Source organism: Trichormus sp. NMC-1 (assembly GCF_001858025.1).
Lineage (GTDB): Bacteria > Cyanobacteriota > Cyanobacteriia > Cyanobacteriales > Nostocaceae > Anabaena.
The window spans coordinates 102,167-121,738 of sequence record NZ_LZQD01000006.1 but is presented as its reverse complement, the minus strand read 5'-3'; the positions used below and the strand labels follow the sequence as shown (position 1 = coordinate 121,738).

Annotated in this window: 21 protein-coding genes; 11 read left to right on the top strand and 10 right to left on the bottom strand. The window is 39.0% G+C overall.

The annotated features are described in order from the left end of the window. The first annotated feature begins 170 nt into the window (after window positions 1–170). Together A9Y75_RS18830 and A9Y75_RS18825 are read left to right on the top strand one after the other, a co-directional pair. Window positions 171–1,073: a polysaccharide deacetylase family protein gene (locus A9Y75_RS18830; RefSeq protein WP_071191230.1), complete on the top strand. Its 903-nt coding sequence runs from the start codon at window positions 171–173 to the stop codon at window positions 1,071–1,073. A 193-nt stretch (window positions 1,074–1,266) separates the two neighbouring features. After that, window positions 1,267–1,563 carry a hypothetical protein gene (locus tag A9Y75_RS18825; RefSeq protein WP_071191077.1) on the top strand — a complete coding sequence of 99 codons (297 nt, stop codon included), beginning with the start codon at window positions 1,267–1,269 and terminating at the stop codon, window positions 1,561–1,563. 530 nt (window positions 1,564–2,093) lie between these two features. On the opposite strand, the gene A9Y75_RS18815 is transcribed toward A9Y75_RS18825, so the two are convergent. Both A9Y75_RS18815 and A9Y75_RS18810 read right to left on the bottom strand, forming a co-directional pair. Then, entirely contained in the window at window positions 2,094–2,570 is a 477-nt protein-coding gene (locus A9Y75_RS18815) for a hypothetical protein (protein ID WP_071191075.1), read from the bottom strand. Window positions 2,571–2,678: 108 nt separating this feature from the next. After that, window positions 2,679–3,470 carry a hypothetical protein gene (locus A9Y75_RS18810; RefSeq protein ID WP_071191074.1) on the bottom strand — a complete coding sequence of 264 codons (792 nt, stop codon included), beginning with the start codon at window positions 3,468–3,470 and terminating at the stop codon, window positions 2,679–2,681. An 84-nt stretch (window positions 3,471–3,554) separates the two neighbouring features. On the opposite strand from A9Y75_RS18810, the gene A9Y75_RS18805 reads away from it, so the two are divergent. The 3 genes from A9Y75_RS18805 (at window position 3,555) to A9Y75_RS18795 (ending at window position 7,201) form a co-directional block, all read left to right on the top strand. Further along, window positions 3,555–4,751: a sigma-70 family RNA polymerase sigma factor gene (locus A9Y75_RS18805; RefSeq protein ID WP_071191073.1), complete on the top strand. Its 1,197-nt coding sequence runs from the start codon at window positions 3,555–3,557 to the stop codon at window positions 4,749–4,751. A gap of 171 nt (window positions 4,752–4,922) precedes the next feature. Continuing rightward, window positions 4,923–6,065 carry a DUF1822 family protein gene (locus A9Y75_RS18800; protein ID WP_071191072.1) on the top strand — a complete coding sequence of 381 codons (1,143 nt, stop codon included), beginning with the start codon at window positions 4,923–4,925 and terminating at the stop codon, window positions 6,063–6,065. A 41-nt stretch (window positions 6,066–6,106) separates the two neighbouring features. Continuing rightward, window positions 6,107–7,201 (top strand): Gfo/Idh/MocA family oxidoreductase, encoded by a 1,095-nt coding sequence (locus A9Y75_RS18795; RefSeq protein WP_071191071.1) that lies wholly within the window; start codon window positions 6,107–6,109, stop codon window positions 7,199–7,201. A gap of 228 nt (window positions 7,202–7,429) precedes the next feature. Here A9Y75_RS18795 and A9Y75_RS18790 read toward each other — a convergent pair whose 3' ends face one another. Both A9Y75_RS18790 and A9Y75_RS18785 read right to left on the bottom strand, forming a co-directional pair. Beyond that, window positions 7,430–8,959, bottom strand: coding sequence for a YifB family Mg chelatase-like AAA ATPase (locus A9Y75_RS18790; RefSeq protein WP_071191070.1), 1,530 nt, complete (start codon window positions 8,957–8,959; stop codon window positions 7,430–7,432). A 177-nt stretch (window positions 8,960–9,136) separates the two neighbouring features. Next, complete coding sequence (locus A9Y75_RS18785; protein WP_071191069.1) at window positions 9,137–10,258, bottom strand: Gfo/Idh/MocA family oxidoreductase; 1,122 nt, start codon at window positions 10,256–10,258, stop codon at window positions 9,137–9,139. A gap of 95 nt (window positions 10,259–10,353) precedes the next feature. Here A9Y75_RS18785 and A9Y75_RS18780 point away from each other — a divergent pair, with 95 nt between their 5' ends. Continuing rightward, window positions 10,354–10,686, top strand: a complete 333-nt coding sequence (locus A9Y75_RS18780; protein ID WP_083389667.1) for an SgcJ/EcaC family oxidoreductase — start codon at window positions 10,354–10,356, stop codon at window positions 10,684–10,686. 342 nt (window positions 10,687–11,028) lie between these two features. On the opposite strand, the gene A9Y75_RS18775 is transcribed toward A9Y75_RS18780, so the two are convergent. After that, window positions 11,029–11,877, bottom strand: coding sequence for a M28 family peptidase (locus A9Y75_RS18775; RefSeq protein WP_071191068.1), 849 nt, complete (start codon window positions 11,875–11,877; stop codon window positions 11,029–11,031). Between the two features lie 418 nt (window positions 11,878–12,295). Between A9Y75_RS18775 and dnaK the strand changes: the two genes are divergently transcribed. Both dnaK and A9Y75_RS18765 read left to right on the top strand, forming a co-directional pair. Further along, a complete protein-coding gene (gene dnaK / locus A9Y75_RS18770; RefSeq protein WP_071191067.1) occupies window positions 12,296–14,356 on the top strand; it encodes a molecular chaperone DnaK in 2,061 nt (686 codons plus the stop codon). 183 nt (window positions 14,357–14,539) lie between these two features. Continuing rightward, complete coding sequence (locus A9Y75_RS18765) at window positions 14,540–15,562, top strand: DnaJ C-terminal domain-containing protein (RefSeq protein WP_071191066.1); 1,023 nt, start codon at window positions 14,540–14,542, stop codon at window positions 15,560–15,562. Window positions 15,563–15,663: 101 nt separating this feature from the next. Here A9Y75_RS18765 and A9Y75_RS18760 read toward each other — a convergent pair whose 3' ends face one another. The 5 genes from A9Y75_RS18760 to A9Y75_RS29780 form a co-directional block, all read right to left on the bottom strand. After that, window positions 15,664–15,927: a hypothetical protein gene (locus tag A9Y75_RS18760; protein ID WP_071191065.1), complete on the bottom strand. Its 264-nt coding sequence runs from the start codon at window positions 15,925–15,927 to the stop codon at window positions 15,664–15,666. Beyond that, window positions 15,905–16,042 carry a mersacidin/lichenicidin family type 2 lantibiotic gene (locus A9Y75_RS18755; protein WP_083389666.1) on the bottom strand — a complete coding sequence of 46 codons (138 nt, stop codon included), beginning with the start codon at window positions 16,040–16,042 and terminating at the stop codon, window positions 15,905–15,907. The genes A9Y75_RS18760 and A9Y75_RS18755 overlap by 23 nt, the downstream gene beginning before the upstream one ends. Before the next feature lie 175 nt (window positions 16,043–16,217). Further along, a complete protein-coding gene (locus A9Y75_RS28705) occupies window positions 16,218–16,355 on the bottom strand; it encodes a hypothetical protein (protein ID WP_177176238.1) in 138 nt (45 codons plus the stop codon). 209 nt (window positions 16,356–16,564) lie between these two features. Then, the gene (locus A9Y75_RS29785; protein ID WP_236721472.1) at window positions 16,565–17,023 is read right to left on the bottom strand and encodes a lanthionine synthetase LanC family protein; all 459 of its coding nucleotides are present in this window, start codon (window positions 17,021–17,023) and stop codon (window positions 16,565–16,567) included. An 11-nt stretch (window positions 17,024–17,034) separates the two neighbouring features. Then, window positions 17,035–17,604 (bottom strand): DUF4135 domain-containing protein, encoded by a 570-nt coding sequence (locus A9Y75_RS29780; RefSeq protein ID WP_236721463.1) that lies wholly within the window; start codon window positions 17,602–17,604, stop codon window positions 17,035–17,037. On the opposite strand from A9Y75_RS29780, the gene A9Y75_RS18740 reads away from it, so the two are divergent. From A9Y75_RS18740 to A9Y75_RS18730, 3 genes are all read left to right on the top strand, one after another. Then, entirely contained in the window at window positions 17,504–18,577 is a 1,074-nt protein-coding gene (locus A9Y75_RS18740) for an iron uptake porin (RefSeq protein ID WP_236721462.1), read from the top strand. The two genes, A9Y75_RS29780 and A9Y75_RS18740, sit on opposite strands and share 101 nt — an antisense overlap. A gap of 122 nt (window positions 18,578–18,699) precedes the next feature. After that, on the top strand, window positions 18,700–19,251 hold the full coding sequence (locus tag A9Y75_RS18735) for a J domain-containing protein (protein WP_071191062.1): 552 nt from the start codon (window positions 18,700–18,702) through the stop codon (window positions 19,249–19,251). A 37-nt stretch (window positions 19,252–19,288) separates the two neighbouring features. After that, entirely contained in the window at window positions 19,289–19,561 is a 273-nt protein-coding gene (locus A9Y75_RS18730; protein WP_071191061.1) for a DUF3143 domain-containing protein, read from the top strand. Window positions 19,562–19,572 lie beyond the last annotated feature (11 nt).

Genomic DNA, 19,572 nt, shown 5'->3' with positions numbered 1-19,572 from the left:
TGGGTTAAGCGACAGCGCAACCCAACAAAATCTTGATACTGTTGGGTTTCCTTGCGTCAACCCAACCTACTACGTAGAAGTTTACTTTTAAGTTTAATATTGTATTATATATGGTAATCTTTTGGTTTCAAAATCACCACACATTTTTACAAATAGGTAACAAATTTAAAATGACTGAAAATAATCATGATCAAAATAGTAACTCTTCAAAAAATAACTCCTTTCCTATCAGTGTGTTCCTATTAATGGCAATGATGTTTCCTTTACTCAATCCTGGTTATAATCCACCGACAATACCTATTTTGGGATTTCACCGCATAGTTTCTCAAAGGAATATTCGTCAATTCAAAAAATTAGATATGGACTATAAAGAAAAAGAGCTAGAAAAATTATTAGAGTATTTGATAGTTCAAGATTATTGGTTTTTAACTAGCCAAGATTTATATGATTTTTTTCTCACTAAATCTAGAGAAGTACCGTATGAGTATCGTAACAAGAACGCTATTATGTTGACATTTGATGATAGCTATAAAACAGTATACACAAATTTATTACCTATTTTATCTAAACTGGAAAAGAAATATGGCAAAAAAGTTAAGGTGGTTTTATTTGTGAATCCAGGTACATTAGCAAATGAGGATAATATGAGTTCAACTCACTTAGGATGTCAGGACTTAAGAGTGGGTTTGCAAAAAGGTTTTTTTGATATTCAATCTCATGGAGATAATCATAAAAATTTGACAGAAATTTCTGAGCAGGAAATTGTAAGAGAACTATTACTAGCTAGGATTAAACTAAGAAAATGTACAGAAGATTTAGATCCAGAACAAAAAGTAGCATCTCATCTTGCTTATCCCTATGGTGCTTATAATAAACAGGTGCTTGAGTATGTCAATAAGTATTATTTATCTGCATATCTATATAATGATAAGTTACTAAACTATAGTTGTTTACAAGACAATTATAAAATTCCTAGATTAATGGTTAATAGACAAAAATCCAGTCAAGAGTTAATAGAAGCAATTCAAAGATTTTCACCTGACAAGAAGAATAATTTTAAAGAGCAATGTTAGAAAATGAAATTTATAGAATATAAACTAGAAGATGAATATACATCAATTCTACCATTGTTCCAAAAAAATGTCATATTAACATTTTTAATGTAAGTGAAATTTCAAGTAATCTAGCTATAATATTATTAGTTGATTGTGAAAATCAATCACTAGAGTATGCCAGGTTTAACCAACAATTACAGGAGATGCATCAATGACTAGCATTTTAAGAATCAAGGATAATATTGGTACTACTACTTTTAAGCAAAGCACAAAACAATTTAAAGACTTGAAAAAAAGTGATCCTACATTCTTAGCACGAGCAGGTCAGACATATTTTGCCACAACTGTTGATAGGGGTTCTAGTGATCCTAAAAGTGCTAATTATTATGGCGGTGATCATTGGAAAGTTACTTTTAAGGATAAGTTGAAACCTCAAGAGGGTGGTGATTCTATTTTTACTTGGTTTGTTTTTAAGGGTGATGTAGAAGAATATAGACTTGTGCCTTAAAATTCGCAGTTAGCGCTATGATGCTAAGAGGATTTTTGAAAAGTTGCAAAGTCTACTAGAAACCCCTCTCCAAACCTCTCCCCCACAGGGAGAGAGGCTTTGATATTCCCAAAAATACTTTTCAAACATCCTCTAATAGCAAACTTAAATTTGCATTTTAGATTTAATTGGATACATGATCAAATTAACTCCGTTGTTATAGATGAGAAATTAAGTAGGTGAACGGAAAAAAACCGAAATATGTAACGAAAAGTAAAGTTGCCCAAAACCTAAAGTTGCCCAAAACCTCTTCTGGGAGAGAGGCTTTGATATTCCCAAAAATACTTTTCAAACATCCTCTAATAGCAAACTTAAATTTGCATTTTAGATTTAATTGGATACATGATCAAATTAACTCCGTTGTTATAGATGAGAAATTAAGTAGGTGAACGGAAAAAAACCGAAATATGTAACGAAAAGTAAAGTTGCCCAAAACCTCTTCTCTGTTCCCTGTTCCCTTGTCATAACGACAATTTTTAACGCCAACCTACTTATCTATTTGGGATAATAGGAAACTTGCGAATATCTACAGGAAGTTGAACTTTATTTTGCCTTTGAAAGTAATCGCGTGAGTAATAATTTTGCCGTCCGCTATTATCAATAAATTGGGTGTAACCTTGCAACATAATTTGTTTGCTACCGTAACTAAAGGTTAATAGAGAGTTGGCAAAACTTTGATTATAATTTGCTGTTGCGTAGGTATGATTATTGTCTTGGACATTGAGTCCATAGGTGACTAATTTTTTAGTTCCCCAGTCACAGTCTGTAGGATGACATTGACCGAATACTTGAATGTTTAATGTATTGTTACCAGCAGAAGTAATTACTAAGCGAGTAATGCCGCGAGTATTGGCATCTTTGTTTACCCAAGTACCCACAAAATCCCCTGGTGCAGCAATAGCAGGACTAACTAAAGCAGTAGCTAAAGCTAAACTAGCAACCGTAATATTTAAAGAACGTTTTAACATTTTAGTAACTTTCCATTATTTGTGTTTATCTACAATGAAAAAGATGAAATGACTAAATCCATTAAATTAAATTTTTCACAATCCAAAATCCCAAATTGGATGAATTAATTAACGCCACTTTTCACTCCAAGCACCCGTAACATTAAAACCACCATTTACAGGATTTAATTTCAAAGAACCATAATTAAAAGTGTTGCAAATCGGACCAAAACCAGCAGCACAAATATCACTTGCACCGTAACCATTTAAGGAACGGGTTCCAAGATGGGAATAAGTTGTTCCTCCCCAATTACCATTACCAAACCAGGTTGTATTTTTCGGTCCGACACGAAGAACGCAACGCAAACCTTCACCTTGACGATTTCCATTCAAGTCAGAAACTTTGTATTCATCTAAATATCCACCACAAGTGGTTGGTTTTGGCAAAGGTTTGTAATGAGTAGATTTAACTAATTGCCATTCTTCATTCCATGCACCAGTAACACGAATTGTTGAGAAACTTATGACTTTAATTTGGAGATTTCCGGGAAAATTATTGTTGATATCTTCGCCATTACCATGAATATCTGAGGCAAAACCAAAAAGATTAGAACCTCTATAAATTGCTTGTCCGAGATGACGATATTTTGCACCACCCCAATTACCTTCGCCATACCATGCTAATCGGGGAATAGTGTTACCTGATTTACCTCCACTAAATTTAACGCAGCGAATACCAAAACCTTGACGGTTATCTAATGGTTTGACAATGTAAGTACGAAGATGAGGTTCACAGGTAAAGCTGGATTTTTGAACTATGTGTAAATTTTGCAATGTTGGTACTTGTGCTAAAGTGCTAGTTGTAGCAGTGAGGGCAGTTATAGTCCCAATTGTTAAAGATTTTATTGTTTGGCGAAACATAGTTATCTTTTGTTGTAGTAAAGTTTGTTTGTGAAAGCTTTATCAACGCCTTCACTGTTGTTATAGGTAGAGTAATTATTTTTTATGCAATCTCGAAAAGACATAATTGAAATTTTTTCAACTTTTGTGCAATTTAGTAGCGATCGCTTTGACCATTGGGCGGTAGAATCAAAACTGCGGCGCAGTATGCAAAGTTGTCTCAACCGCACACCCCAAGAAACGTCAGAATCGTTCTGGGCATTATATTGGTATAAGTTTTGGCAGGTTACAGAAACTCAGCCCTTAGCGAAAGAACATCTCACCGCTTACTTACAGGAATCTTGTTATTGGGTATCCCAAAAAACAGTTACAAGTTTTGCTAGTACGCAGTATCAACTGTCAGACTGCTTTCAAATTGCTATTTCCCAAGTTGAGAAAATTTTCCAAGGTTTTAACCCAAATCAAAGCTTTAGTCTCAAAAATTACGCAACTACGATTTTTAGTAATTCTATTCGAGAGACTTTGCGTCAACGTCATGAAGTTGATATCTGCACAGATTGGGGATTATTGCGGAAAATCACGAAAAAGCGGTTGCTGGAGTCTTTAGAAACTGCTGGTTTATCTCCCGCTGAGGTGAATGGTTATGCACTGGCTTGGGAATGCTTCAAAACGTGCTATGTTCCCTCTCCCACAGGTACGTCTCGTCAACTTCCTCCCCCAGATTTAGCCACTTGGAATGCGATCGCTAAAAGTTATAATTCTCAAAGCAGTCAACAGGTAAATCCCCAAACTCTGGAAAAATGGCTGCTGAATACTGCTAAAGCTGTCCGCAAATATCTTTATCCCACACACAATTCTCTCAACACACCCAAAGGTGGAGATGATTCTTTAGAGTGGTTAGATAATCTTCCGGGGTTACAACAAGAGTCTTTAGTTAACGAAATTATCGCCCAAGAAGAAGCAGCAACCAGAAATAACCAGCAAAGCGAAATCAATCAAGTCTTAATAACAACAATATCCGAAATAGAACCACAATTACAGCAAATATTGCAATTATATTACCATCAGCAGCTAACCCAAGACAAAATTGCCAAACACCTAGAAATGCAGCAATATACCGTTTCTCGACGACTGAAAAAAGCACAAGAAAGTTTATTAAAATCTTTAGCTAACTGGAGTCGAGACACCCTGCATATTTCCATCACTTCAGACCTACTCAAAAATATGAGTATATTAATGGAAGAATGGCTACAAAATTATTACAGCAGAATTCAGGAGTCAGGAGTCAGGAGTCAGAAGTAAAAGTCTTTTGGTGTTTTCCTCTTGATTTCAAATTCCCAGTTAATTTAAGATTACATATCTTCTTCCTTCTTCCTTCTTCCTTCTTCCTTCTTCCTTCGCGTCTATCCCTACGGGACGCTACGCGAACGCGGTTTATTAAATCCGTATTCATTTAATCCCAAATTCCCAATCATGCTAACCTTTGAGAACCCGACAGATTTAATTTTAGAAATTCCTAACCGACAGCAAGCGAGTTTTCCCAATCAATCTTTTTCTAACTCATATTCACGCTATCAAGCTTATATTAATGAACTTTGTTTAAATGCTGTCTTACAATGGTTGCAAGAAGATTTGACACCACAAGCAAAGATATGGCCAACTACCACAGCATTATCCAGTTTTTGGGAATTTGTAAATGGAACTGCGGTCATAGTAGACTCCAAAAAATTAATTTTGGTTCCTCAAGACACAATTGATTTGAGTGAATTCCGCGTACCTCAAGAATGGGTAGATATACCAAACTGGGGAGGAGATTATTATTTAGCTGTACAAGTAGAACCAGAAGATGGTTATGTGAAAATTTGGGGTTATTGTACCCATGCACAACTTAAAACAAAAGGTAGTTATGACGCAAGCGAACGCACTTATGCCCTAGATGCGAGTGATATAATCCAAGATATCAATGTATTAACATTAACATTGCAGCTTTGTCCAACCGAAATTACACGCACCGCTATTACTCCGCTACCAGATTTACCACTAACACAAGCCCAAAATCTAATTACCCGGTTAGCAAATCCAGAAATAATCACCCCCCGGTTAGCAATTCCTTTTCCTTTATGGGGTGCATTAATTGAAAATGGTGGTTGGCGAAAAAGCCTATATCAAAAGCGTTTAGGACTACCAGAACAATGGTCTATTTTACAATGGTTAGAAACTGGTGTATCTGAAATTGCTGAAAATATAGGTTGGGGAAAATTGAATTTAGAAATGGGTGCAGCTAGTGCGAGAAGTGTAACAGAAACTCAACCACAACAAACCTTATTTCGACAATTAGAAATTGCAGGACAACTATACGAATTACTAGTCATACCTCAAACAGAAGAAACTTGGCGCTTTGAATTGCGTAACCTCACTATCGCTGCAACCATACCCGGTGGTTTTAAACTCCGACTTCTCACCGAAGATTTACAAACTTTCCCCGATAATGAAGCAGTAGCCACAACTGCGGTACAATCAATATTTGTAGATGTAGCCTTAGAACCAGGAGAAGGCATAGTTTGGGAAATTGAACCTTTACCAGAAAACTATGACCGGGAAATTCTCAGGTTTTAATTATATATCTTTTGCACTCTTACTTAAAATTTTAACTGCTTATGATTGGGGTCGCAATTGTCGGGACTGGATTTGGTCAAAAAGTACATATTCCCGCATTTCAAGCACATCACAAAACCGAAATAGTCGCTGTTTATCATCGAGATATTAAAAAAGCTCAAGCTATTGCTACAGCGAATAATATTCCCCATGCTAGTGATAACTTAACAGAAATTCTTGCTTTATCAGAAGTTCAAGCAGTCAGCATTTCTACACCGCCATTTTTACATTATGAAATGGCTAAACAAGTTTTAGAAGCTGGTAAACATCTCTTACTAGAAAAACCTATTACTTTAAATGCAACTGAAGCCAAACAATTATATCAGTTAGCAAAAAATAAAGGTGTAATTGCAACAGTAGATTTTGAATTTCGCTTTATCCCCGCATGGCAATTTTTTGCACAACTTCTTTCCTCAAATTATGTAGGAAATATCCGCTTAATTAAAATTGATTGGTTGGGTGCTTCCCGCGCTGATGTTTCCCGTCCTTGGAATTGGTATTCTGCAAAAGAAAAAGGCGGTGGTGCATTAGGATCTTTAGGTTCCCATGCTTTTGATTATATTAACTGGCTATTTGGAACAGTTCACAAATTAAACGCCCATTTGAGTACAGCAATTACCGAAAGAATTGACCCAGCCAATGGAGAATTAAAAGCAGTAAATACAGATGATAATTGTCTATTATCTCTGGAATTAGCAAATGGCACACCTTGCCAAGTTGCTATTAGTGCAGTTGTTCATGCAGAAAGAACTCATCGAGTAGAAGTCTATGGAGATAAAGGTACAATAATTTTAGGTAACGATAATCAAAAAGATTATATTCACGGTTTTCGGGTTTGGAGTTTTCAACCAGGTCAACCTTTAACAGAAATAGAAATTCCTAAACAATTACTATTTCCCCAACACTACAATGATGGTCGGATTTGTGCATTCCTTCGTGTTGTTGATGAATGGGTAAAAGGAATTGAAACTAAGCAGGAAATTACACCATCTTTGCGAGAAGGAGTTTATTCGCAATTATTAATGGATTTATCTCATCAATCTCATGAAACAGGAAGTTGGGTAAATGTGCCGAGTTTGGGAGAGTTTTTAGATTAATATTTAGGACTTACGCACAAGACAACCGCAAAGAATCCAGGGAATAAATTCCCTGTCTTATAGCTAAAGTCGGTTTAAACCGACTATTTTTCCTTTACAGCAGATTCCTTTGTTATAAGGTACATCATAGTAAAGAAAAGTAAACAAGGCTAAAACCCTTTCTCCCCCTGCACCCTGCACCCTGCCCCCTGCCTTATCCCAACGACAATTTTTAAAACGCCAACCTACTTACTGCATTCTATCAATAGTCCGATATTGAATAGCTTCTGCTACGTGTTGCGGTTTGAGATCATCATCCCCTGCCAAATCTGCAATAGTTCGTGCTACCTTGAGAATGCGATCGCTTGCTCTAGCCGATAAACCCAATTTTCTAATCGCAGCTTCTAATAAATTCCGACTAGCATCATCTAAATTACACCACTTTTGCAGATGACTACTTTGCATTTGGGCATTACAACGCAGATTTGTTTCTGATTGAAAACGAATCATAGCCCGTTCTCTTGCTGTTTTCACTCTTTGTGCTACAGATTTCGACCCTTCCCCCGTTGCAGCTTGGGTGATTTCCTCTGGTTTCAAGCGATTCACAGCCACTTGTAAATCAATTCTATCCATTAACGGACCCGATAACTTAGCCCAATATTGCTCTCGGTGACGAGGGGAACAAGTACACTCTTGAATCGTATCGCCATAATAACCACAAGGACAAGGATTGGTACTCGCTACCAATGTAAATTGTGCAGGAAACGTCACTGACTGTCTAGTTCGGGAAATTGTCACAAAACCATCTTCCAAAGGTTGACGCAGAAACTCTAATACATCTCTTTTAAACTCCGTAAGTTCATCGAGAAAAAGTATCCCTCGATGTGATAAAGATATCTCTCCAGGACGAGGAAAAGTGCCACCACCAACGAGAGAAGGCCCCGATGCCGAATGGTGAGGACTACGAAAAGGGCGATCGCGCACCAAAGAACCACGATTTTTCAACAACCCAGCTACAGAATGAATCCGCGTTACTTCCAGCGATTCAGAAAACTCCAAAGGTGGTAAAATACCCGGTAAACGACGTGCTAACATCGTCTTTCCGCTGCCAGGTGGTCCGACAAAAATTAAATTATGTCCGCCAGCAGCCGCAATTTCCAAAGCCCGACGCGCATGAGCTTGTCCTTTGACATCATGCAAATCTGCGCCTGTATAAACTACATCTAACCTATTTCCGGTTTCATCCAACTTTACAGGTTTGTAACGTCCTGGATTATTTAACAAATCCACCACATCAGCAATATGTCTGCAACCATAAACCGCTAATCCTTCCACCACCGCAGCTTCTTGAGCATTATCAACAGGAACAACTAAACCCGTAATTCCCATTTTTTGGGCAGTTGCAGCAATAGGAAGTACACCCGCAACAGGACGCAAACTCCCATCTAAAGAAACTTCCCCCAAAAATAAAAAATCTCCCAACAAATCAGGATTAACTTGTTCAGAAGCCGCTAAAATGCCCATACTAATCGGTAAATCAAAAGCGGGTCCTTCCTTGCGTAAATCTGCGGGAGTGAGGTTAATTACAATCTTTCGCATGGGAAAAGCAAAACCCGCATTTTTCAAAGTTGCTTTTACCCGTTCTTTAGATTCTTGAATAGCCGAATCTGGTAAACCTAAAATCACAATTCCCGGTAAACCCCCGGAAACATCAACTTCCACACCCACTTTTATAGCGTCAATCCCGATAATAGATGCACTCCAGACTCTAGCCAGCATTTATTTTCACCACTAACCTTTTAAAATCTCTACCAGATGAGTAGGTAGATTTGCATGAGTGAAAACACTCAATAAGACGGTTAGTAATTCAAAACTCATGCGATCGCATAAATAATATTATGGTTTCAGTACAACTTTGATACAGTTTAATGCCGTAACCGCCCTCATCAGGCTGCTTTAAGAATTACCGCCCGGTGAAGCAGCATGAATTAGTTCTGGTTTCTCTTCAGTAGCAGGACGCTCAATCGTGTGAGCCGATGTCGGGTGTTGATCACGCTCAAAAGTTTTTACTGGCACAGACTGACCTGTTTCAATTGATTGGTACAGCGCCTCAATAATATGAACATCGTTCAATCCTTCTATTCCCGATGGCTCTGGATCTCGATTTTGGAGAATGCAATCTGAGAAATATGTGAATTCAGCAGCTAACTGATCATGGCTTTCAAAGGTGCGTTCCTGAGTTTCACCATCAATAGTTAGGTAGTGCTTAATATCTCCCTGCCAAGTGTAAGCGGATTCTACTCGGATATCGCCCTTAGTGCCTACAACCTGGTAATTAGAAACTTTTGCGGCTCCAAAGCTACAGGTAAATGTTGCTAGTCGCTCATTAGGAAAACGCAGGATAACGCTACTCATTTCTTCCACTTCGCTGAAGCGTTGTTCTCCTTTGGTAGCTGCTACAGCAAACACTTCGGTTGGTTCATCTTGAAACAAATAGCGTGCGGCATTAATGCAGTAAATACCAATATCATAAAGTGTTCCACCACCTGTAATTTCTCGTAAACGAATGTTGCCTTGTTCTACTTGTTGAGAAAAAACAGAGTTGAAAAGTCGTGCTTCACCAATTTGGTGCGATTTTACTATTTCTATAGCCTGTAAATTTGCGGGTTCTAGATGTAATCTATAAGCAATCATCAGCTTTATACCATTGTCGTTGGCAGCCCTATTCATGGCATCGCACTCTTGTTCCGTTACAGCCATTGGCTTTTCACAAAGCACATGAATAACCTGATTAGCTGCCCGCACAGTATACTCACAATGTAGGTGATTGGGTAATGCAATATAAACAGCATCTATCAACCCGCTCGTCAGACATTCCTCATAGTCCTCATAAGAATAAGTATGCTCAATGCCATACTGTTTGCTGAGTTCTTCACGTTTTATAGGGTCATCGGAAACTAGAGCAACTAATTCAGAGTTATCGGCAGAAGTAAACGCAGGTAAAGCAGCTTGTTGAGCAAACCAACCTAAACCAACAACAGCATAACGAATTTTGCGTTTTTCGTTTGTAGTTGTCATTTTTAGACCTCTTGATGAAGAACTTGTTTAAAAAATCATTCCTTTATATATGGTGATGAAAATTTTAAAGTATTCCCTCATACTGATGAGAGAACTTGAATCCTACACCTAAAAAAGTTGCCAGAAATTACGCTAAAGATGGTGTTTTGTTACCCACTGTATCTAATCAGGTTCGTAATACACCTGCTGAAATTAAAGATTACTTTCAGAAATTTCTGAAACTGAAGCCGGTAGGAAAAATTGATGAAGAAAATATTCGTATATATTGCAATATCGCAATTAATTCTGGTATTTATACCTTCAATTTAACTCAAGATGGCCAAGTCAATAAAGTGCAAGCACGTTATACATTTGTTTACCGCAAAGTTGGAAATAAATGGTTAATTATCGAACATCATTCTTCGGCAATGCCTGAAAAAGTTAATTAGGGCTTGCTGAAAAAGTCTTTCCGTTAGGGCTAGGAGTCAGAAGTCAGGAGTCAGGAGTCAGGAGGAAGAATTAGAAGGAGATCAGAATATTCTCAAATCTGGGTAAATGAACGGTTTTTGATGATTTTATCGCTTATTTCTTGCACCTTCTCCTACTTTTTTCAGCCTGAAACTGTTGATATATCTGGGTTTTTGGTTTATATGCCTAACGGCACGCTCCGCGAACAGCAAACCCTATTTACAGATATTTTTTTTCTGACAATACATATTGTCCACAGAGATTTTTCAGATATTCTACTTCTGAAAGTCCCGTAAACATATACTTTTTTAACCTCCAATTTCTTATAATTGCCTAATACCCATTTCCAAACCCTCACATACACCCGTTAGAAAATCTAAATCCAAAGTCGCAATAGTGTCACTCGCTTTGTGATAATGAGGATTCCTCATAAAAGCCGTATCCGTTACCATCATCGCTGGATAACCTTGATCCCAAAAAGGTGCATGATCACTAAGTCGAGTTTGGGGAACCATTAAACCTCGGTTTGGTGTCGGTAGCCACTGACTAGATACTCCCACTTGGCGAATACTCCTACTCAGACTAATTAAATCAGCCAAAGTCCGAAAATTGCCAATTAAAGCGATAAAATCACCAGAATTTGGATAAAAAAGTTCTAGAGGCGATGGGTATTTTTGAGAACCAGGAGTGAAGTCTCGATATCCTAACATTTCCAAAGATATCATCAGGCGTAAATGTTGCTTTTGTTCACGTAACAAAGCTGCATAATCAGCACTACCCAGTAAGCCATATTCTTCCATATCAAAAGCAACCAGTCGCAAAGGATATCTGATTGGTTGCCCAGCAAAACTTCTGGCAAATTCTAATAAAACTGCCACACCTGTAGCGTTATCATCAGCTGCTACTGTACCAGGTACGCCATCATAGTGAGCGCCAATTAAAATAGGTGCTAAATCTCTCTTGTGCTTGTCCGCTGTAGCGGGTAAATTCAAAATCAAGTTTTTACAGGTTTTACTCCCTACTTGGAAGGTGTGGATTTCCACACTTCCCCATTGTGCAAATTGTTGGCGAATGTATTCTTGAACAAAGAAATGACCCGCAGTCGCCATATAGGGATCGCGTTCTCTCGCTATCTGCTGAAGGTGATTTTGTAACCGCTGTTTTAAATTCAAAGTAGTAATTAGTGATTAATATAGCGTTTCCCAGTCTAATGAAGTACACACCAATTTATTCCCTGTTCCCTGTTCCCTGTTCCCTGTTCCCTAAAATCTAGAAAACTTTGTACCTCACGAGCATGGGAACTGCTATAAAATTTTGACCAATAATTCCTTGATGCTACAAGCCCCCGGATTTATCCATGAAATCAATCCAAAATACAAAATCGGATGACCTGTTAAGAGTTTCCTGTTCTCTCTCTTCAAATGCTATCCTAGTGCAAGCAAGTAGCGCCTCAAGCTCAAATTTCTCTAATTCTTGATTGAATGATGATAATTACACCATTGGGCGGTTTTCATCATTTAGCAGCAAGCTAGAGGTAGTCCAGCCATATAATAATAAATTTATAAAAGACGCTTAGGAGAAGAGTAACGCATGGGCAAGGTAGTCGGCATCGACTTGGGTACAACCAACTCAGTAGTCGCCGTGATGGAGGGTGGCAAGCCGGTGGTGATTGCCAATGCAGAAGGAATGCGAACCACCCCCTCAGTCGTTGGTTTTAGTAAAGAAGGTGAAAGGGTAGTTGGGCAAATGGCAAGACGACAAACCGTCCTCAATCCCCAAAATACCTTTTTTGCAGTCAAACGCTTCATTGGGCGCAAGTATGGCGAATTAAACCCAGATTCTAAACGTGTACCCTACACGATCCGCAAAGATGAAATGGGCAGTATTAAAGTTACCTGTCCCCGTCTGAATAAGGAATTTGCCCCAGAAGAAATTTCGGCCATGATCCTCAAGAAATTGGCAGATGACGCTAGTCGCTATTTGGGAGAACCTGTCACCGGGGCTGTAATTACCGTTCCTGCTTATTTTAATGATTCCCAGCGCCAAGCAACCCGTGATGCGGGCAGAATTGCGGGTTTAGAGGTATTGCGAATTCTCAATGAACCAACTGCGGCATCTTTGGCTTACGGATTAGATCGAGGTGACACAGAAACTATCTTAGTCTTTGACTTGGGTGGTGGGACTTTTGATGTATCGATTCTGGAAGTAGGTGACGGCATATTTGAAGTTAAATCCACTAGTGGAGATACCCAGTTAGGTGGTAATGATTTTGACAAAAAAATAGTTGATTGGTTAGCAGACCAATTTTTAGAAGCAGAAGGTTTAGACTTAAGACGCGATCGCCAAGCTTTGCAACGTTTGATGGAAGCAGCCGAAAAAGCCAAAATAGAACTTTCCGCCGTCAGCGTCACCGATATTAACTTACCCTTCATCACTGCCACAGAGGACGGTCCCAAACATCTAGAAACTCGCATGACGCGATCGCAATTTGAAGGCTTGTGCGGTGACTTAATCAGTCGAGTGCGAACCCCTGTCAAAAGGGCGCTCAAAGATGCCGGACTCTCCCCTGTAGATATTGAAGAAGTTGTACTAGTAGGCGGTTCCACAAGGATACCAATGGTGAAACAGCTAGTACGTGACTTAATTGGAACTGAACCCAACGAAAACGTTAACCCTGATGAAGTGGTGGCGGTGGGTGCAGCTATTCAGGCAGGGATTCTCGCAGGTGAACTCAAGGATGTACTGCTTTTAGATGTCACGCCTCTATCTATGGGATTAGAAACCATCGGCGGTGTGATGAAAAAACTTATTCCCCGCAACACGACTATACCAGTACGGCGCTCTGACATTTTTTCCACTTCTGAAAATAACCAAAACAGCGTCGAAATCCACGTTGTCCAGGGTGAGCGGGAAATGGCAACAAATAACAAGTCTTTAGGACGGTTCAAGCTGTATGGTATTCCGCCAGCACCAAGAGGTATCCCCCAAGTTCAAGTATCATTTGATATTGATGCTAACGGTATTTTACAGGTAACAGCCTTAGATCGCACTACTGGACGCGAACAAAGTATTACCATTCAAGGTGCTTCTACCTTGAGTGAGTCGGAAGTGAATCGCATGATTCAAGATGCTCAAAAATACTCCGAAGTTGACCGGGAACGCAAAGAACGAGTAGAAAAACGCACTCGTTCCGAAGCAATAATTTTACAAGCCGAACGGCAATTGCGGGAAGTAGCCTTAGAAATGGGGATGCAATTTGCCCGCAACCGTCGTCAACGCATTGATAATATTTCTCGTGAACTGCGGGAAAGTTTAAAAGAAAATGACGATCGCGGAATTGACCAAGCTTACGCAGACCTGCAAGATGCTCTGTATGAGCTAAATCGAGAAGTCCGTCAGTATTATGCTGAGGATGAAGACGAAGACTTGTTTGGTGCCATTCGTGACATTTTCACTGGTGACAAAGAACGAGAACGAGATTCTTCTAGAGAAACCTATCGGGAACGGGATTCTTATAACCGGGACTATGGCAGGGATAATGGCAGAGACTCTAGTAGGGACAATCGTTCTTCCTCCTATGATAGCCGTCCAGCACCCAAGAAGCGTCCCAGCTACCAAGATAACTGGGATGATGAGGATGATTGGCTGTAATTCAATTTTGGATTTTAGACTTCGGCTGCGCTCAGTCGAACGATTTTGGAGTTTGGACTTCGCTAAAATCTAAAATCAACTATTGACCAACGCTACTGTTTAGGAAATAGGTGACAGGTAACAGACTGACAACTAAATAACTGATAACTGATAACTAATAACTGATAACTGATTAACTGACTTATGCAAAATTTGCAGAATTTTCGAGATTATTACGAAATTTTGGGAGTAGATAAAGAGGCCTCTAACGAAGAAATTAAAAAGGTATATCGCAGGTTAGCAAGGCAATATCACCCTGATCTTAATCCCGGTAACAAAGAAGCAGAAGAAAAATTTAAGATTATCGGTGAGGCTTATGAAATCCTTTCCGATCCCAGTAGGCGATCGCAATATGACCAGTTTAGCCGCTACTGGAAACAAAAAGGCTTTGCTGGTGCTAAACAAACACCAAAACCAAAAGGCTGGGGAGATCGTCCTAACAGCCGCACCAGTAATCAGGAAGTAGACCCCAGTGAGTTTTCAGATTTTGAAAGTTTTATTAATCAAGTAATTGGTGTCAGCAGTCGTCAAGATACCAGAAATGGCTCAGGTTCTGGAACTTCTAGCACTTCTAGCACCTCTAGCAGCCCTAGCGACCCGTTTCGGACTCCCAGAACCAAAGTTGCATACACAGTCAACACCCCACCCCGCAGCACTCGCAGGGATATAGAAGCCCGCTTGACTTTGCCCCTAGAAAAAGCTTATCAAGGTGGTAATGAACGTATTCGCTTAGAAGATGGGCGATCGCTCGAAGTAACTATGCCCCCAGGTATGGTAACAGGTCAAACCATCCGTTTGCGAAATCAAGGTATTGGTGGCGGCGATTTATACTTAAAAATTACCGTCGATCCTCATCCTTTGTTTAAAATAGAAGGCTCTAATATATTCTGTCAAATTCCCGTGACTCCCAGTGAAGCAGTCTTAGGAGGACAAGTAGAAGCACCAACTCTGGACGGCCCAGTAAAAATGACTATTCCCTCTGCTGTCAGATCAGGTCAAAGATTCCGTCTTGCTAATAAAGGCTACCCTGGGGAAAACGGTAAACGTGGTGATCAATTAGTGGAAGTTCAGATAGTTACACCGAAATCTATTACAGATGAAGAACGAGAACTTTATGAAAAATTGCGGGAAATAGAAACCTTTAAACCTCGCGCTGATTTAATTTAACAGCAAAGTCAGAATCAGGATGTCCAGGACTTAAGGATGAACAGGATGAAAAAGATGTGGAAAGTATGTGAGGTTGGGTAAAATAACCCTCCTCATACTTTTTATAAGTTCGTCAATAATCTAGTTTTTCTCAAAATAAATGTTAATACAGTCTCTTCTTCAGCAAGAATATCCGCCATAACTTCCATTCCCGCTTGAATGGGATATTTTTGTAAATCTCTTTGCAAATGCAGCTTTTCGGGTTCAATTGTCACTTCAAAATAAGATTCTCCTGTGTTATTATTCTGAGGTAAAATCGCATCTGCTGTAATTGACCTCACTGCACCTTCAAGTATACCATAATCAGGGTGAGGACATATCTTCATCATTCAGTTCAACTAAACCAGCGGGGTTTGTTGGTAGCTGTTCCTGTTGTTCAGCACTTAAGCTATGACGATATTCCTCGTCTTTCCAAGCACGAATGATATCTAGATTGGACATATTTAACCTCATTAAAAAACTCTACGTCTTTATTAGGAAATAACGAAATATTCCCCAGAAGTCGCAGTTGTCAAAGTATTATTGATGACATTTTCACCAATTCCAGAATAATAATCATTCTCATCAAGAATGTCAAGTAATCTATCCGTGTAGAGTAAATATGCTTAAGTACAGCTTAGGGAATTAAAAACTCTAAATGCTCACCTGCTATGCTCAGTAGTTCCGCAGGAGTACCTTGTAGTTTTAATTGTCCAGTATCTAACAGAACAATCCAATCTGCGCGTTTAATTACTCTTGGACGATGACTAATCAAAATAGTAGTTTTACCTTGACGATAAGTGAGCAGGGGAAACGCATCTTATCAATAAGGGCGATTCAATCTCAATAATGACCAAAATATTCGCATTAACGACCACTTATTGACAATATTTTAGTCCATTACTATGATCCTGAAAAAATCAATCAAACGATAAATAGGGATTTCTTGGTTTATACATGAAAACGGTATTTTGTCAATAAGATTTAGATGCGTTTCCCCTGATAAAGGCGTAAAAGTCCGTAACCAATACCCGCTAAACCTGTCATTAATCCTGGGGTTTCTATTCCCAAGGGGACACCACAACGCAGGTTGTTTTTTTGGAGATTATCTAATATTTGGGAAGCAATTTTTTCGGTCTTTCTGACAATTTCTGGGTAATCTAATTTCGCATTTGCTATTAATAATAAGTCAATGTTTCCTAAGTCTCCATGACAGAGACAATGGTTATCACCAAATCCTTGTTTGATGGTGGTTTCAATGGCGGTTTTAATTTCTTTATACATGATTAAATTCAGTGCATTTCCTGGGATACCCAAACGTCCTAAACCAATTCCGGGCGCACCACTACACCATGCTGTCATGAAACTATTTTTTACATTCTCTTGCCGTAGATCTAACCAGTTATTTGTACTGGGGTGAAAATGACTGCGTTCGTAGTTAATTGCTGCTATGGCTATTCAATTCCTGATTCGTTGAAGAAGTTAGGGATATGTAAATCTGTGTCTCGATGATATAAATCGCGGGAATGAGGATATGTTGTAAATAGGGGAATATCGTTTTTCCACAGTGCTTCTTGTTCTGCGGAAATGATTTGAATCAGTTGCGGACGGTTTTTGACATCTATCCAAAGTTTATCAAATAAGCGATCCCTCTCTAAGCCATTTCGTAAAAAATCAGGATGATAACTTTCCCGTAGTAACAAAGCATAGGTTCTACTAGCACGCATCACTACCCGCACTTTATCTTCTGCAAACTGCGTTAAAATCTCCGTTAATTCTTGGCGATATTCTAATAAAATCTCATAAACAGCAGTAAATCCTTTGATAATTGCATCTGTATATTCTTGTACATTCACTTCCTGTTGATTTAATTGAGGACGGTTTTGACTAGCTTCGATCACAGCCTGATGACGTTCAACCCGCATGGTATCTGTCCCTACCTGCACTAATTGCGGAACTTTATCCGGTGTTAATTGTCCCTTAGCACCTCCCAAACCACTTAAATCAATTCCAGGTGCTTCCATATTTCCCCAGGCTATCTCTGGTAATAAACCTGGTAGTGTAGAAATAGGGACAGTTAGTTATAAGTTTCCAATAAGTAAAAAATTACGGGCAACTGTATTTGCCAATAGGGGAGAACACGTAGACTATTTACCCAATGTATTTAGTACATTTAATGATGAAGATGGGGGTTCTGGTTCACTTTCTACCTTTGCTCAATATAGTCCTATCTACCGCATTGTTTCCCAAGGTGCGGGTTTAGGGTTGAATTATGAATTGAGTTCGGGGATTAACTTAACTTTAGGTTATTTAGCTCCCAATGCCGAAAGTCCAGAAAATTTAACTCCTGATAGCAGTAATGGAACGACAGCAGGAGGTTTATTTAATGGTCGCTACTCAGCTTTAGCACAATTAACCATCCAACCAAGCAGAAATTTAGCTTTTGGTTTAACTTACCTCAACGGTTATACCGCAGGAACACCGACTTTCCTTAATGATGTGGGAACAATTTCCGCCAATTCACCGAGTTTAATTTCCGATAATGCCCGCAGAGAAATTAACGCTTATGGTGTAGCGGGGTTGTGGCGAGTTTCTCCCAAATTTGCTGTCAATAGTTGGTTTATGTATACTAATCAACAAGGTAGATCCGCAGGAACAGATAATGAAAGTGCAGATGTTTACAGTTATGCGATCGCTCTAGCTTTTCCTGATTTGGGTAAAGAAGGTAATCTGGGAGGTATTATCGCCGGCGTTCCCCCCTATGCAACTCGTTCTGGTATCATTCCTTTCTATAGACCATTTTTAGGTGGTGCAAGTGATGTAGTTAATACCATTCCTAATCGTGCCACACCCTTGCATTTGGAAGCTTTCTATAAGTATAAATTAAATGATCATATTTCCATTACACCGGGTGTAATTTGGCTAGTAGCTCCCAACCAAACCAGTAATAATCCTGATGTTGTCATTGGTACGGTGAGGACAACATTCACGTTTTAATTCTACTAAAGGCAGAGCCTTTAAAATTAGTTCCCATACTCTGTATGGGAACAAGTTGTACAGCTTATTTCACAAAAGATTTAAAATATAAAAAACATTTTTGAGCAAAGTGAATCAAAGCCGTGAGTCAAAACGGAACAAAGCCACAAAGCAGCGAAACTACAACATATTACTCCCTGCTAGGATTGCATCCTTCCGCATCAGTGATTGATATTCGTCGCGTTTACAGAGAACTTAGTAAACAGTATCATCCAGATACAACAGAATTACCTGCTAGTATTGCTACTGAAAAATTTCAACAAATTAATGAAGCTTATGCTACCCTCAGTCATCCAGAACGACGGTTAAGTTATGATGTAAAGATTGGCTATTCTCGATTTGGGGTAATTCAAGCACCAACAGATTTAAACCATTCCGTGCATAAACCTTATGATTACTCAAAATCAATGTATCTGGATGCGAGCGATCGCCCTTTATCATCTGGAGAAATCTTTGTATTATTTGTGTTAGGCTTAACCCTTGTGGGTTGTTTGCTACTAGCGATCGCTGTCGCCGTTATTCGTGGTGAACCCAGTTTACAAACCCACCTTTCTCAACCGCTGAATACACAACAGCAAATTACCCAAATTTACCAACTAAAGACACAGACAGAGAGTAAAATTAACAATCAATAATTGCTTAATCTAAAATCCAAAATCTACAATCCAAGTTATGTCTATTTTGCCCTCTGACACACCTTTATATAGCCATCCTTTACCACAAATCGAACAGTGGCTAAAAAATCAAGGTTGTCAACAAGATGAAAATGAACTACATTGTTGGCGATTACAAAAACCTAGTTGGCAAGCCGAACTTTGGCTAGATATCGAGCAGATTACAGTCCGATATATCCAAGCTGGAGAAAACGGTCAAGATATCCAACGTTCTTTTAAATATTCTTTAAGTCGAGAAGATATAGAACAAGCTGTTTTTTCTGGTCCTTAGTTATTAGTCAT